This is a genomic window from Mycobacterium sp., assembly GCF_047975165.1.
Lineage (GTDB): Bacteria > Actinomycetota > Actinomycetes > Mycobacteriales > Mycobacteriaceae > Mycobacterium.
On the sequence record NZ_JBKECZ010000118.1, the window covers coordinates 1 to 14,572 of the forward strand.

A 14,572-nucleotide genomic window follows, 5' to 3' on the forward strand; every position below is an offset into this window, starting at 1 on the left:
GGCGCCCCGCCCGCAGGCCCGGGTGCTCCGTCGGTGCCGCCTGGAGCTCCGCCCGTACCCCCCGGCGCTCCGCCTGCTCCGCCCGGTATTGGCTTGTGACCCTGGCATGTTCGAAGGGCCCGTCCAGGATCTGATCGACGAACTCGGCAAGCTGCCGGGCATCGGACCCAAAAGTGCGCAGCGCATCGCGTTCCACCTGCTCTCGGTCGAGCCGCCGGACATCGACCGGTTGACCGCCGCGCTGGGCAAGGTCCGCGACGGGGTGCGGTTCTGCTCCGTCTGCGGCAACGTTTCCGATGACGAACGGTGCCGGATCTGCGCGGACCCGCGCCGGGACGGCTCGCTGGTGTGCGTCGTGGAGGAACCGAAGGACATCCAGGCCGTAGAACGCACCCGCGAATTCCGCGGGCGATATCACGTGCTCGGCGGAGCGCTGGACCCGCTCTCGGGCATCGGGCCCGACCAGCTGCGGATCCGTGAGCTGCTGACCCGGATCGGAGAGCGGGCCGACGATGTCGACATCACCGAGGTGATCATCGCGACCGACCCCAATACCGAGGGCGAAGCGACCGCCACCTACCTGGTGCGCATGTTGCGCGATATCCCGGACCTGACCGTGACACGGATCGCCTCGGGACTGCCGATGGGCGGGGACCTGGAGTTCGCCGACGAGCTGACCCTAGGCCGTGCACTGACCGGCCGCCGCGCGATGGCCTGAGAAGTACTCCTAGCGCGCCGACAGCCGCTCGCGGCGCAACCGGTCCACCTCGGGCAGCTCCAGCGGCGCCAGCGCACCCACCACCTTGCTCAGCAGCAGGTCGGCGAGTTCGGGGTTGCGCGCCAGGCACGGCCCGTGCATGTACGTCGCCACCACACTGCCCTGGACCACACCGTCGAAACCGTCACCGGCCCGGTTCCCGGCCCCTCGGGTGACCGCCGCCAGCGGGCCGGCATCCGGCCCCAGCACGGTGCCGCCCCGGTGGTTCTCGAAACCCGTCAGCGGCTGCGTCAACCCGGGCAGCAGCGGCTGGGACACCAGCTCGCCGATCGTCCGCTTCTCCTGCGGAGACGTCGTCGCATCCAGCATCGCGACACCGTCGACCCGCTCACCCGAGGCCGTCTCATACCAGCGCCCCAGGACCTGCACCGCCGCGCAGATCGCCAGCACGGGCGCCCCCCGGGCGGCAGCCCGCTGCAGACCCGGGTAGCGGATCAGGTGCCGGGTCGCCAGCCGCTGCGCGTAATCCTCGGCGCCGCCCAGGGTGTAGACGTCCAGTGACTCCGGCACCGGGTCGGCCAGGGTGATCTCGACGATCTCGGCGCCGATGCCGCGCAGCAGCAGCCGTTGGCGCAGGACCACCGCGTTGCCGCCGTCACCGTAGGTGCCCATCACGTCGGGCAGCAGCAGCCCGATGCCGACGGTGGAGTCAGCCCCGGTGTCAGGCATTGCGCGCCAACCTCCGGTTCAGTTGCAGGAAGGCCGTGTAATTGGCGACGACTTCGACCCGGCCGGGCGGGCAGGACGCGATGGCCGCGGTGGTGTCGTGCACCAGGGTGTGCCCGACACCCGCGTACCCCAGGCGCACGGCCAGGTCGGTGCCGCGTTCGCCGGCGGCGACAATGGAGCCCTCGAACGCGCCGGCCAAGTGCTCGAAACGCACATCCCACAGCCAGGACAGATCCTCCCCGTCGGGAACCTGCCCGTTGACCGCGATGACCACCCCGCCCGCCCGAGTGTCCACCATCGACAGCGCCTCCTGCCAGCCGGCCGGATTCTTGGCCAGCAGCATTCGTACGTCGTGCTCTCCGACGCGCACGGTCCGGTAGCGCCCGGCGACTTCGTCGACAGCACCGACGGCGGCCACGGCCTCGGCGGGGTCCGCGCCGAGTGCGACCGCGGCAGCCACCGCTTGGGCGGCGTTGCCGCGGTTGACCACACCGGGCAGGGCCAGACGCATGGGCAGGACCACGCCGCCGGGCCCGTAGAGGTTGCCGCCGTCCTCGGCGTCGAACCACCAGTGCGGGCTGGGGCGTTGGAAATCGGCACCGGTGGAATACCAGTGCCCCGGGTCGCGGACGATCACCTCGCCGCTGCGCGGGCAGCTCACCGAATCGTTCGCCCAGGAACCTCCGGCCGCCACCCACACCACGTTCGGGTTGTCATGGGCAGCCGAGGTCATCAGGACGTCGTCGCAGTTGGCCACGACGACGGTGTTCGGGTGCCGGGCGAGTCCGGCCCGCAGGGCGCGTTCGATGACGTTGATCTCACCGACGCGGTCCAGCTGGTCCCGGGACAGGTTGAGCAGAACGACGACTTCGGCCTGCACGGCGTCCAGGACGTGCGGGACATGCATTTCGTCGACTTCCAGGGCCGCCAGCGGGGCGTGGCGGTCGGCAGCCAGGGCCGCGACCAGCCCGGCGTCCATGTTGGCGCCTTCGGCGTTGGTGGCCACCGATCCCAGCGTGCCCAGTGCGGCGGCCGTCATCCGGGTGGTTGTCGATTTGCCGTTGGTTCCGGTGACCACGACCGTTCGCCGTCCGGCGCCGAGTTGGCGCAGCACCGAGCGATCCAGCGTCATCGCCACCAGGCCGCCGATCATCGCGCCGGCACCGCGGCCGGTGACGCGCGACGCCCAACGGGCACATGCCCCAGCGGCAAGTGCGAATCGTGCGCGAGCGGTGGTCACCCGGGTGAGTGTAGGACTGCGGCCGAATCGGTGCAGACACGTTGCGTCCGCTTGCCCGGGCTGTCGGTTGAGCGTGTCATCCTCGAACGATGAACCCGACGCCCTGGGGTCGTCCGGCGGGAGCGCTGGACGGGGGCTGGGCGGTGGTCGACGTCGAGACGTCGGGTTTACGCCCGGGACAGGCCCGGGTCATCAGCATTGCCGCGCTGGGGCTGGATGCCGCAGGGCGGGTTGAGCAGTCGATGGTGAGCCTGCTCAATCCCGGAGTCGATCCGGGGCCGACCCATGTCCATGGGCTTTCGGCCGCGATGCTCGAGGACCAGCCGCGGTTCGCCGATATCGTCGGCGACCTGGTCGAGGTGCTACGGGGCCGCACCCTGGTGGCACACAATGTCGCGTTCGACTACTCGTTCCTGGCCGCCGAGGCCGAAATGATCGACGTGGAGCTGCCGGTCGACTCGGTCATGTGCACGGTCGAGCTGGCCAGACGCCTCGAACTCGGTGTTGCCGACTTGCGCCTGGAGACACTCGCCGCGCACTGGGGGATATGCCAGCGACGTCCCCACGACGCCTTCGACGACGCGCTGGTGTTGTCCGGCGTGCTGGCCGCGGCGCTCGAGCGGGCCCGGTCGGGCGATGTTTGGCTGCCGGTGCATCCGGTGATGCGGCACCACTGGCCCAACGGCCTGGTCACCCACGACGAGTTGCGGCCGCTGAAGGTGCTGGCGGCCCGGATGCCATGCCCGTACCAGAACCCGGGCCGTTTCGTGCGGGGTCGCCCGCTGGTGCAGGGGATGCGGGTGGCACTGGCCGCCGAGGTGGGGCGAACGCATGAGGAACTCGTCGAACGGATTCTGCACGCCGGCCTGGCCTACAGCGACGACGTCGACCGGAATACCTCCCTGGTGGTGTGCAACGACACCGCACCCGGGCAGGGCAAGGGCTTCCACGCGCTGCGGCTGGGGGTGCCGATGGTGTCGGATTCACAGTTCCTGGACAACGTCGGTTCCGTCGTCGGAGGCACCAGCATGGAGGAGTTCACCTGCGCCGCTCCGGCAGAGACGCAGTTGCCGCTGTTCTGAGGGGGACGCCTATGGCACATCCACTCCGTCAGGAGGTCCTCCCCATTTCAAGCAGGCGCGCCGTCGACAACCTCTTGGGTCGCTACACCTAACCGCTGCCCTGGTAGAAACCGCCCGCCATGCGGCCGATGCGCACACCCGTCGACCGGGATAGCCCACCAAGGTCATCAACCCCCTGGCACACGGCGAGACCACCGACGACGTCGACGACGGCCCGGGCGTCATCAAGGGCGTCATGGTGATGCTTGATGGACAGGCCCAGCGCGTCAAGGACGGACGGCAAACGGTACGACGACAATGACAGCACCCTGCGCGCAACGACCAGGGTGCAGAGGAATCGAATTTCCGGCCATTCGATGTTGTCCACATCGCAGGCGTACCGAATCACTCCGGTGTCGAACGCGGCGTTGTGGGCGACAACCACGTCATCGCCTATGAACGTGACTAGGTCGGGCAGCACTTCCCGCCAGCGTGGCTTGTCGGCAACCATGTCGGCGGTGATGCCGTGAATGTGGACGTTGCGGGCCTCGAAGTAGTCGAGTACCTCCGGTGGACGCATCAACCAGCGGCGCTCGGCCACGGGGGCGCCGTCGCGGACTCGGACGAGGCCAACCGCGCATGGTGAGCCTCGCCTGGAGTTCGCGGTCTCGAAGTCGATGGCTGTGTAGTCGAGCATTACGACACCGGCTCCGGCGTGGCGAGGGCCGCGAACTCGGGCGGTAGTTCGGTGATCGCCGGGTCACATAGTTCCTGGGGCATGATCGGCGGCAGCTCGCCGGTCTTGGTCCCGGTTGGAATGCTGCGACGGGCCCGATGGGCATCCGTGGCCAGCCACGCCTCCCAGACGCGCGCGACGTAGTTGGCGACCGACAGGGCCCGGTAGGCGGGTTCGTCGCGCTGGTCGGTGACAAGGTGGGGGATTGCCATGGGGAAGTCGGGATCGGAGAGCTTCCGCTTCGGCGTACGTGCGGCCGCGACCGCGTCGGAAATGCGCTGCTGGTGGGCGCGCGTCACCTCGATGAGACGGTCGAACACCTCAACGCCGAGCGTATTGACGAAAGGCAACGGCGGCGTCGTGCCGTCGGTGAGGACGACGACCCGGTCGGTGGTAAGCGATCTGACCTTGGCATCGTGCCGGTCGTCATCATGGGAGATGACGACCGCATTGGTGTGGTTGGCGCGAACGCCCTTCGGCTCACCGCTGTCGTCCTTGCGCCGGTCGGCGGGATCGTCAATCCGGCTGGTGAGCCATACAGCTGTTGCCTCAGCAGTCGGCTGCCGGTCAACGATTGCGAACCCGAGCATGGCTCTCCGTCCCGTTGAAGCCCTGGGGCCAACGGTAGGCCATTGCGGGTGCCGATCGCGGCTTGCCCGCTGCGACTGTTTCACCGGAATCGCTGATGTGCGCCCGACTCCGAACGTCGGCCGATCCCCGGGGGACCTCCCGTCAGACGTCTTCTTCCCGGCCTAGCCCAGCGCCCGGTTCACCGCCGACACCACGGCCCGCAGCGACGCGATGGTGATCGACGGCGCGATGCCCACACCCCACACCGTCTTTCCGGACGCGTGCCGGCCCTCGACGGAAACCTCGACGTAGGCAGCTGCCTGCGCGTCGTCGCCCGCGCTCATCGCGTGCTCGGAGTAGTCCAGCACCGACACGTCGAAACCGACCGTGCTCAACGCGTCGACGAATGCCGCCAGCGGGCCGTTGCCGGTGCCGCTGATCTCGGTTTCCACGCCGTCGATTCCGACCGTGGCGGTGATGGCGGTGGTCCCGTCGTCGTCTTCGGGTGCGTCGACGCGCTGCTTGATCCGCTCCAACGGCCGCACCGGGGCCAGATACTCCTCGGAGAACGCCTCCCACATCTCCTTGGGCGACACCTCGCCGCCCTCGCCGTCGGTCAGCTTCTGGATCACCTGGGAAAACTCGATCTGCAGCCGGCGCGGCAGGGCCAGGCCGTGGTCGGCCTTCATGATGTAGGCGACGCCGCCCTTACCGGACTGCGAGTTGACCCGGATCACCGCCTCGTAGGTGCGCCCGACGTCGCGCGGGTCTATCGGCAGGTAGGGGACCTGCCAGAGCATGTCCTCGACGTCGCTGTCGGCGGCGTCGGCATCCACCTTCATCTGGTCCAGGCCCTTGTTGATGGCGTCCTGGTGGCTGCCGGAGAACGCGGTGTAGACCAGGTCGCCGCCGTAGGGGTGACGCTCGGGGACCGGCAACTGGTTGCAGTACTCCACCGTGCGCCGGATCTCGTCGATGTTGGAGAAGTCGATCTGGGGGTCGACGCCGCGAGAGAACAGGTTCAGCCCCAGCGTGACCAGGCAGACGTTGCCGGTGCGCTCGCCGTTGCCGAACAGGCAGCCCTCGATGCGGTCTGCCCCGGCCTGAAAGCCCAGCTCTGCCGCGGCGACGGCGGTGCCGCGGTCGTTGTGCGGATGCAGGCTCAGGATGACCGACTCCCGGTTGGCCAGGTTGCGGCTCATCCACTCGATCGAGTCGGCATAGACGTTGGGGGTGGCCATCTCCACGGTGGCCGGCAGGTTGAAGATGATCGGGTTATCGGGGGTGGGTGCGATGATCTCGCCGACGGCGTCGCACACCTGCTTGGCGTATTCCAGCTCGGTCCCGGTGTAGGACTCCGGCGAGTATTCGAACCGCCACCGGGTGTTCGGGTACTTGGCGGCTTCCTCGACGCACTTGCGGGCACCGTCGGTCGCGATGGCCTGCACCGCGGCGCGGTCGGCGCGGAACACCACCCGACGCTGCAGGATCGAGGTCGAGTTGTAGAAGTGCACGATCGCCTGCGGGGCCCCGTCGCAGGCCACGAATGTCCGCTCGATCAGTTCGGGCCGGCACTGTGTCAGCACCTGGATGGTGACGTCGTCGGGGATGGCCCCGTCGTCGATGATCTCGCGGACGAAGTCGAAGTCGGTCTGGCTGGCCGAGGGGAATCCGACCTCGATCTCCTTGTAGCCCATGCGGACCAGCAGGTCGAACATGCGGCGCTTGCGGGCCGGGCTCATCGGGTCGATCAGGGCCTGGTTGCCGTCGCGCAGGTCCACTGCACACCACAGGGGCGCGTGTTCGATGACGCGGTCCGGCCAGGTGCGGTCGGGGACACCGACGGGTTCGACTTCCTCGGCGAACGGCCGGTAGCGGTTGACCGGCATCGAGGTAGCGCGCTGCGGATTCCAGACTGGTTGGCCGGGTCTGGGCGGGCCTGCGGGTTTGACGACGGTGCGCGCCGATACATAGGCGTCGGGTGAATCGGAGATGGTCACGGTTGATGCTCCAGGGGTGAACGGGGTGGGTGAGGGAACCTCAGACCGGCGCGTCGCGAACCCCCGCGACGGGTTGCCGGTCTCGATCAGACCCCGTCGCGGCGTCCGAGGAGGAGCACCCGCTGCACGTCGAGAAGTTTAGCGCGGTCGGCGCCCGGGCCAAAACCCCGCGGCGTGCCCCCGCTCAGCCCCCCTCGCCCTCGCCCCCCGCCGTTCGCCCCCCCCCGCTCGCCCCCCGCCGCTCGCCCCCCGCCGCTCGCCCCCCGCCGCTCGCGGCTCGCCGCCGAGTGTGACACCACTGTCACGGTCGCCGCCGTAGGTGACTGTGGTGTCACGTTCGAGGGGTGGGGGTGGGGTTGGAGCTGCGGTCGCCGCCGTAGGTGACTGTGGTGTCACGCTCGCGGGAAATCGAGATGCGCCGCCCCGTATCCTGGTGGGGACTTGAACGGAGTACCCCCGAACTCCGGCCCCCGGCCCCCGGCCCCGAGACAGGAACATTGCAGTGGCGCTCGTCGTGCAGAAGTACGGCGGATCGTCGGTGTCCGACGCCGACCGGATCCGCCGTGTCGCCGAGCGGATCGTCGAGACCAAGAGGCAGGGCAACGACGTGGTGGTTGTCGTTTCGGCGATGGGTGACACCACCGACGAGCTGCTCGACCTGGCCCAGCAGGTCTGCCCCGCCCCGCCGGCCCGCGAACTGGACATGCTGCTGACAGCGGGTGAGCGGATCTCCAATGCGCTGGTGGCGATGGCGATCGAATCGCTGGGCGCCCATGCCCGCTCGTTCACCGGTTCGCAGGCCGGGGTGATCACCACCGGAACCCACGGCAACGCCAAGATCATCGATGTCACACCGGGCCGGGTGCGGGCCGCGCTGGACGAGGGGCGAGTCGTCCTGGTCGCCGGATTCCAGGGGGTCAGCCAGGACACCCGCGACGTCACCACTTTGGGTCGGGGCGGCTCGGACACCACCGCCGTCGCTCTGGCATCCGCGCTGGGGGCCGACGTGTGTGAGATCTATACCGATGTGGACGGCATTTTCAGCGCGGATCCCCGGATCGTGCCCAACGCCCGCAAGCTGGCCACCGTTACGTTCGAGGAGATGCTCGAAATGGCGGCCTGCGGCGCCAAGGTGCTCATGCTGCGCTGCGTCGAATACGCCCGCCGCTACAACCTCCCGGTGCACGTCAGGTCGTCGTATTCGGACAAGCCGGGCACCGTCGTCACCGGATCGATCAAGGACATATCCATGGAAGACCCCATTCTGACTGGCGTTGCCCACGACCGCAGCGAAGCCAAGGTGACCGTCGTCGGCATTCCCGACATCCCCGGCTACGCCGCCCAGGTGTTCCGGGCCGTCGCCGACGCCGACGTGAACATCGACATGGTGCTGCAGAACGTCTCCAAGGTCGAGGACGGCAAGACCGACATCACGTTCACCTGCTCGCGTGACAGCAGACCGACAGCGGTGGCCAAGCTGGAGTCGCTCCAGGACGAGATCGGCTTCGCCCAGTTGCTCTATGACGACCGCGTGGGCAAGGTGTCGCTGATCGGTGCGGGCATGCGCAGCCACCCCGGTGTGACGGCGACGTTCTGCGAGGCGCTGGCCGCCGTGGGTGTCAACATCGAGCTGATCTCCACCTCCGAGATCCGGATCTCCGTGCTGTGCCGCGACACCGAGCTGGACAAGGCCGTGGTGGCATTGCACGAGGCATTCGAGCTCGGTGGCGACGAGGCGGCGACGGTCTACGCGGGGACGGGCCGGTAGATGGTTGCCATCGGGGTGGTCGGTGCCACCGGCCAGGTCGGCCAGGTGATGCGCACATTGCTGGAAGAACGCGATTTCCCGGCGGGCGGTGGATCGCAGGTGCGGTTCTTCGCCTCGGCCCGGTCGCGCGGCCGCAAGCTGGCATTCCGCGGCCGGGAGATCGAGGTGGAGGACGCCGAAACCGCGGATCCGCACGGCCTGGACATTGCGCTGTTCTCCGCGGGCGGAGCGATGTCGAGGGTGCAGGCCCCGCGGTTCGCCGCGGCCGGGGTGACGGTGATCGACAATTCGTCGGCCTGGCGCAAAGACCCCGATGTGCCGCTGGTGGTGTCGGAGGTGAACTTCGAGCGGGACGTGCGCTTGGCCGGACCACTGAAGAAGGGCATCATCGCCAACCCGAACTGCACCACCATGGCCGCCATGCCGGTGCTCAAGGTGTTGCACGACGAAGCCGGGCTGACCCGGCTGGTGGTGTCGTCGTATCAGGCGGTTTCGGGCAGCGGACTGGCCGGTGTCCAGGAACTGGCGGCCCAGACACGTGCGGTGATCGATGACGCCGAGCGATTGGTGCACGACGGGCGGGCGGTGGGGTTTCCGGCTCCGGTGAAGTATGTCGCGCCGATCGCGTTCAACGTGGTACCGCTGGCCGGATCGCTGGTCGACGACGGCTCCGGCGAAACCGACGAGGACCAGAAACTTCGCTCCGAGAGCCGCAAGATCCTCGGCATCCCCGATTTATCGGTTAGTGGAACCTGCGTGCGGGTGCCCGTGCTGACCGGTCATTCGCTGTCGATCAATGCCGAGTTCGCCCGGCCGCTCTCACCCGAGCGGGCCCGCGAACTGCTCGACGGGGCGCCTGGAGTGCGGCTGGTCGACGTGCCCACACCCCTGGCGGCGGCGGGCGCCGACGATTCGCTGGTCGGGCGGATCCGCCGGGATCCCGGGGTGCCCGACGGGCGCGGCCTGGCGCTGTTCGTGTCCGGAGACAATCTGCGCAAGGGTGCGGCGCTCAACACCATTCAGATCGCGGAGCTGTTGGTCGGGTAGTCGTCCGACGCGCGCCGATGCGACGGGATGGCCGCCGGCGGCCGACCGGCTGACGGCTGAACTCACAGCGGTTACATAGCCTGCGCAAAGCCGCCGCCGAGGGCGGATCGTTCATGATGGGTGCCATGAGTGAAGATCCCGCGACCCCGACGCCCTCCACAACCCCGATGTCCTCCACAGTGGTAGCACGGCCGCCGGCCCAGCAGACTCCCAAACTCTTCAAGGTGGCGGCCTGGGTGGTGATCGTCGCCGGCATCGTCTTCATCGCGAGCACCGTGTTCTTCGCCGGCGCGATGGCCGCGGGTGGCTGGAAGTGCCAGCACCACCGGCATCACCACCCGCACGGCATGTTCCACCCCGGCGGCCCCGGCTGGCAGTCGCACTTCCCGGGCGCCCCGCACCCGGGCATGATGCCCGGTGCCCCCGGAGATCCAGGCGCCCCGGATGGTTCCGGTGCGCCCGCCGCCGTCCCGCCCGCCGCGCATCCGTCACCGGGTGAACCCGCCCCAACCACACCCGGCAGTCCGCCGCGGGTTCCCTGAGGGCTGCGAGCCGATGTTGGTTCGGTTAGCCGTATTGGCTTTTGACTTCGACCTGGCATGATCGAGTCCATGAGCATCCAAGTCCTCTACACCACTTCTTCCACGGCAACGGGTGGCGGCCGCGACGGCCGGGTGAAATCCGACGACGGCCGCATCGACATGCAAACCCGTCCGCCGAAGGAGATGGGCGGCAGCGGCGAGGGCACCAACCCGGAGCAGCTGTTCGCCGCCGGATACGCGGGGTGCTTCCTCAGCGCGCTCCGTCTGGTCGCGGGTAGTGCGAAGGTCAAACTCGATGATCGCACCAGTGTCAGCGTCGAGGTTGGGCTCGGCAAGGATTCCGCGGGCGGATTCGGGCTGACCGCGAAGGTTGCCGGGTACCTGCCGGGTCTGGAACACAGTGTCGCCGAGGACTTGGTTCACAAAGCCCACCAGGTGTGCCCGTATTCGAAGGCCACCCGGGGCAACGTGGATGTAGACGTCTCAGCCAGCGTCTGACCCCACGGCCAGCCCAGGTTCGCGGTATCGAAGGAGAGGGGCGAGGGGCAGTTGGCGGCATCCCCGGCTTACGTCGCAGCCATCGACCAGGGCACCACCAGCAGCCGCTGCATAATCTTCGATCACGACGGAACCGAAGTGGCCCGTCATCAACTCGAGCACGAGCAGATCATGCCCCGCGCCGGCTGGGTCGAGCACAACCCGATCGAGATTTGGGAACGCACCGCGTCGGCATTGATGACGGCCATGAATTCCTCCGGGGTCGCGCCGAAAGATCTGGCAGCACTTGGCATCACCAACCAGCGGGAGACGACGCTGGTATGGAACAGGCGCACCGGACGGCCCTACTGCAACGCGATCGTCTGGCAGGACACCCGCACCGACCGGATCGCCGCTGCGCTGGATCGCGACGGAGGCGGTGAGGTGATCCGCCGCAAGGCGGGTCTGCCCCCAGCGACGTATTTCTCGGGCGGGAAGTTGCAGTGGATCCTGGAGAACGTCGAGGGAGTGCGCCGGGACGCCGAATCCGGCGACGCGCTGTTCGGCACCCCCGACTCCTGGGTGCTGTGGAACCTGACCGGCGGGACGCGGGGCGGCGTGCACGCGACCGATGTGACCAACGCCAGCAGGACCATGCTGATGAACCTGGAGACTCTGGATTGGGACGACGACCTACTCGAGCTCTTCTCCATACCCCGTCGGATGCTACCGAAAATCGAATCATCCTCTCCAATGGACCCTTTCGGTGTTACCGCAGGAGCCGGTCCGGTTGGCGGGGAGGTGCCCGTCACCGGCATGCTCGGCGACCAGCATGCGGCGATGGTGGGTCAGGTGTGCCTGGGTCCCGGCGAGGCCAAGAACACCTACGGCACCGGCAACTTCTTGTTGCTGAACACCGGTGAGAAGATCGTCCGGTCGGACAGCGGGCTGCTGACCACCCTCTGCTACCAGTTCGGGACCGCGAAACCAGTTTATGCACTTGAGGGTTCGATAGCGGTGACGGGATCCGCGGTGCAATGGCTGCGGGATCAACTCGGCGTTATCGGGGGTGCCACCGAGAGCGAGGCGTTGGCGCGGCAGGTGGCCGACAACGGCGGCGTGTACTTTGTACCGGCCTTCTCCGGGCTGTTCGCGCCCTACTGGCGCTCCGATGCGCGCGGTGCGATTGTCGGGCTGTCGCGGTTCAACACCAATGCCCATTTGGCCCGCGCCACACTCGAGGCGATCTGCTACCAGAGCCGCGATGTAGTGGACGCGATGGCAGCCGATTCGGGTGTGCGCCTGGAGGTGTTGAAGGTCGACGGCGGGATCACCGCGAATGACCTCTGCATGCAGATTCAGGCCGATGTTCTGGGGGTCGACGTCGTGCGTCCGGTAGTCGCCGAAACCACCGCACTCGGGGCGGCCTACGCGGCCGGTCTCGCGGTGGGTTTCTGGGCCGACCCGTCGGACCTGCGAGCCAATTGGCAGGAGGGCGCGCGGTGGACACCGAACTGGAACGACGATCAGCGTGCGGCCGGGTATGCAGGCTGGCGCAAGGCGGTGCAGCGGACCCTGGACTGGGTTGACGTCGAGAGCACATAGATTTTCCGGATTTCCCGGATTTCCCGGGCGCTCTGAGCCGGGCGTGATGACGCGGGTGGAGATCCCGGCCGCCGACGGCCTCGGGTTCTAATCCGGTGGTGCGAATCCTCCAGTGTCGGGCTCCCGGCGTGGCCGGGATGGGTGAGCCGACGGTCGGTGAGGAACAGGCGGCGGCCAACCGGGAATCGGTGGCGGGGCAGGGGGATACACGGCAGCGGCCGCGGGTGGTCCGGAGGAGCGTGTCAGCCGCGCAAGCTCGCGGCGATGCCGCTCTGCAAGTACCGCGGCGAGCACCAGCTGTGGCGGTACGCCGGGCGGAGGTGGTGGAGCGATGTGCGAAGCCACATCCCCGGCGATCCGATAGGCAATCCGATCTCGCACCCTTGAGTCCAGTTGTGTTGCCCGGGACAGGAACTGACGGGCAATCTCGGCTTGTGCAGGGGTGAGCCCGGACAACTGCAGCGCTGAGGCCCAGCCGGCCAGCTGCGGTGGCATCGGCGGCAGCGGTGCGAGATGTGGACCGCGTTCGCTCACCACGATCGTTCCGGCGAATATGTCGCCGATCCGCTTGCCTTTCCGGGACAACAAACTGCAGATTACCGCGGGGCTTCCGAACATCATCCAGATCTCGATCACACCGGCCAGCGCCCGGAATAGTGCCTGGCGGAAGCGTTCCGGGCCGCCGTCATCAGAGACAACTCGTAGGCCCATCGCGATCTTGCCGAGGGATCGCCCCCGAGTGGCGGTTTCGATGGTCACCGGGAGACCGACCATCGCCAGGGCGGTGAAGACGATCAGGACCGCGACGGTCAATGCTTCGTCGAATTGGGACAGCGACGCCGCCCACAAGAGGAGTCCCAGGACGTAGGCGATGAAGACCACGGTGATGTCGATGATTGCGCTCACCGCACGCACCGGCAGTTGCGCGATCTGCACGTCGAGCACCACGGCGTCCCCGGTCACCACAGCCGACATACCTGGGAACGCTACAGGTGAGCGGGGCGGCGACCCGCTGCGCCTCGGCTGCGCCAGATAGTCTGCGGAGGTGGACGTCGACGCCTTCCTGCTGGCCCACCGCGGCGCCTGGGATCGGCTCGAGTATCTGATCGACCACCGGCGGTCGCTCTCCGGCGCTCAGATCGACGAACTCGTGGACCTCTACCAGAGGGTGTCGACGCACCTGTCGATTCTGCGGTCGACGGCATCGGATTCCACTGTGATAGCCCAGCTTTCGGGCCTGGTCGCCCGGGCCCGCTCGGCGGTCACCGGCGCATACGCTCCGAAGGGCAGTACGTTCGTCCGATTCTGGACGGTCTCGTTCCCGGTGGTCGCCTACCGGAGCCGATGGTGGTGGCTGGCGACCGCGTTGGCCTTCTTCGCTGTCGTCGTGGCCATGGCGTTCTGGGTTGCCGGAAGCCCGGAGGTGCAGTCGCTCGTCGGCACGCCGGCGGAAATCGACGAACTGATCAATCACGACGTCGAGTCCTATTACAGCGCTCACCCCGCGGGTGCATTCGCCCTGCAGGTCTGGGTGAACAATTCCTGGGTAGCGGCCAAGTGCGTCGCGATGTCGGTCCTGCTGGGTTTGCCGATACCCTTCGTGCTGTTGGAGAACGCCGCGAATGTCGCGGTGATCGCCGGCCTGATGTTCGGCGCCGGCAAGGGCGGCCTGCTGCTGGGTCTGCTGCTGCCCCACGGGCTACTGGAGCTGACCGCGGTGTTCCTGGCGGCGGCGAGCGGGATGCGGCTGGGCTGGTCGGTGATCTCACCAGGCGACCGGCCACGCGCACAGGCTCTGGCCGAGGAAGGCCGCGCGACCGTTTCGGTTGCCATCGGCCTGGTGGCGGTCCTGCTGGCCTCGGGACTGATCGAGGCGCTGGTGACGCCGTCACCGCTACCGGCATTCGCCCGCATCGCCATCGGCATCGCCGCAGAGATGTTGTTCCTGGCCTACGTCATCCACTTCGGCCGGCGCGGGGTCGCCGCGGGGGAGTCCGGCGACATGGAGGACGCACCGGACGTCGTCCCCACCGGCTGAGCAGCGCGAGTGTGAATTCTGCGACGCGACACGCCGTTGGG

Annotated in this window: 14 protein-coding genes; 8 read left to right on the forward strand and 6 right to left on the reverse strand. The window is 68.1% G+C overall.

Annotation, left to right across the window (positions count from 1 at the left end; translation table 11 throughout):
* Nucleotides 1-106 precede the first annotated feature (106 nt).
* Nucleotides 107-718: a recombination mediator RecR gene (gene recR / locus ACK5M9_RS11910; RefSeq protein WP_416893376.1), complete on the forward strand. Its 612-nt coding sequence runs from the start codon at nt 107-109 to the stop codon at nt 716-718.
* 9 nt (nt 719-727) lie between these two features.
* On the opposite strand, the gene ACK5M9_RS11915 is transcribed toward recR, so the two are convergent.
* Both ACK5M9_RS11915 and ACK5M9_RS11920 read right to left on the reverse strand, forming a co-directional pair.
* Entirely contained in the window at nt 728-1,447 is a 720-nt protein-coding gene (locus ACK5M9_RS11915) for a type 1 glutamine amidotransferase (RefSeq protein ID WP_416893377.1), read from the reverse strand.
* Entirely contained in the window at nt 1,440-2,687 is a 1,248-nt protein-coding gene (locus ACK5M9_RS11920) for a MurT ligase domain-containing protein (RefSeq protein ID WP_416893378.1), read from the reverse strand. Before ACK5M9_RS11920 ends, ACK5M9_RS11915 begins: the two co-directional genes overlap by 8 nt.
* 89 nt (nt 2,688-2,776) lie before the next feature.
* Between ACK5M9_RS11920 and ACK5M9_RS11925 the strand changes: the two genes are divergently transcribed.
* Nucleotides 2,777-3,769 (forward strand): DEDDh family exonuclease, encoded by a 993-nt coding sequence (locus ACK5M9_RS11925; RefSeq protein WP_416893379.1) that lies wholly within the window; start codon nt 2,777-2,779, stop codon nt 3,767-3,769.
* An 88-nt stretch (nt 3,770-3,857) separates the two neighbouring features.
* Here ACK5M9_RS11925 and ACK5M9_RS11930 read toward each other — a convergent pair whose 3' ends face one another.
* The 3 genes from ACK5M9_RS11930 to leuA form a co-directional block, all read right to left on the reverse strand.
* Entirely contained in the window at nt 3,858-4,445 is a 588-nt protein-coding gene (locus tag ACK5M9_RS11930) for a 3'-5' exonuclease (protein WP_416893380.1), read from the reverse strand.
* Complete coding sequence (locus ACK5M9_RS11935; protein WP_416893381.1) at nt 4,445-5,074, reverse strand: hypothetical protein; 630 nt, start codon at nt 5,072-5,074, stop codon at nt 4,445-4,447. The genes ACK5M9_RS11930 and ACK5M9_RS11935 overlap by 1 nt, the downstream gene beginning before the upstream one ends.
* A gap of 162 nt (nt 5,075-5,236) precedes the next feature.
* Entirely contained in the window at nt 5,237-7,054 is a 1,818-nt protein-coding gene (gene leuA, locus ACK5M9_RS11940; RefSeq protein ID WP_416893382.1) for a 2-isopropylmalate synthase, read from the reverse strand.
* Between the two features lie 502 nt (nt 7,055-7,556).
* Between leuA and ACK5M9_RS11945 the strand changes: the two genes are divergently transcribed.
* The 5 genes from ACK5M9_RS11945 (at nt 7,557) to glpK (ending at nt 12,493) form a co-directional block, all read left to right on the forward strand.
* The gene (locus ACK5M9_RS11945) at nt 7,557-8,822 is read left to right on the forward strand and encodes an aspartate kinase (RefSeq protein ID WP_416893383.1); all 1,266 of its coding nucleotides are present in this window, start codon (nt 7,557-7,559) and stop codon (nt 8,820-8,822) included.
* A complete protein-coding gene (locus ACK5M9_RS11950) occupies nt 8,823-9,869 on the forward strand; it encodes an aspartate-semialdehyde dehydrogenase (RefSeq protein WP_416893384.1) in 1,047 nt (348 codons plus the stop codon).
* A gap of 125 nt (nt 9,870-9,994) precedes the next feature.
* A complete protein-coding gene (locus ACK5M9_RS11955) occupies nt 9,995-10,411 on the forward strand; it encodes a hypothetical protein (protein WP_416893385.1) in 417 nt (138 codons plus the stop codon).
* Nucleotides 10,412-10,480: 69 nt separating this feature from the next.
* The gene (locus ACK5M9_RS11960; RefSeq protein ID WP_416893386.1) at nt 10,481-10,909 is read left to right on the forward strand and encodes an organic hydroperoxide resistance protein; all 429 of its coding nucleotides are present in this window, start codon (nt 10,481-10,483) and stop codon (nt 10,907-10,909) included.
* A 51-nt stretch (nt 10,910-10,960) separates the two neighbouring features.
* Nucleotides 10,961-12,493 (forward strand): glycerol kinase GlpK, encoded by a 1,533-nt coding sequence (gene glpK / locus ACK5M9_RS11965; RefSeq protein ID WP_416893387.1) that lies wholly within the window; start codon nt 10,961-10,963, stop codon nt 12,491-12,493.
* A gap of 87 nt (nt 12,494-12,580) precedes the next feature.
* On the opposite strand, the gene ACK5M9_RS11970 is transcribed toward glpK, so the two are convergent.
* The gene (locus tag ACK5M9_RS11970) at nt 12,581-13,468 is read right to left on the reverse strand and encodes an RDD family protein (protein WP_416893388.1); all 888 of its coding nucleotides are present in this window, start codon (nt 13,466-13,468) and stop codon (nt 12,581-12,583) included.
* A 70-nt stretch (nt 13,469-13,538) separates the two neighbouring features.
* On the opposite strand from ACK5M9_RS11970, the gene ACK5M9_RS11975 reads away from it, so the two are divergent.
* Nucleotides 13,539-14,531, forward strand: a complete 993-nt coding sequence (locus ACK5M9_RS11975; RefSeq protein WP_416893389.1) for a stage II sporulation protein M — start codon at nt 13,539-13,541, stop codon at nt 14,529-14,531.
* Nucleotides 14,532-14,572 lie beyond the last annotated feature (41 nt).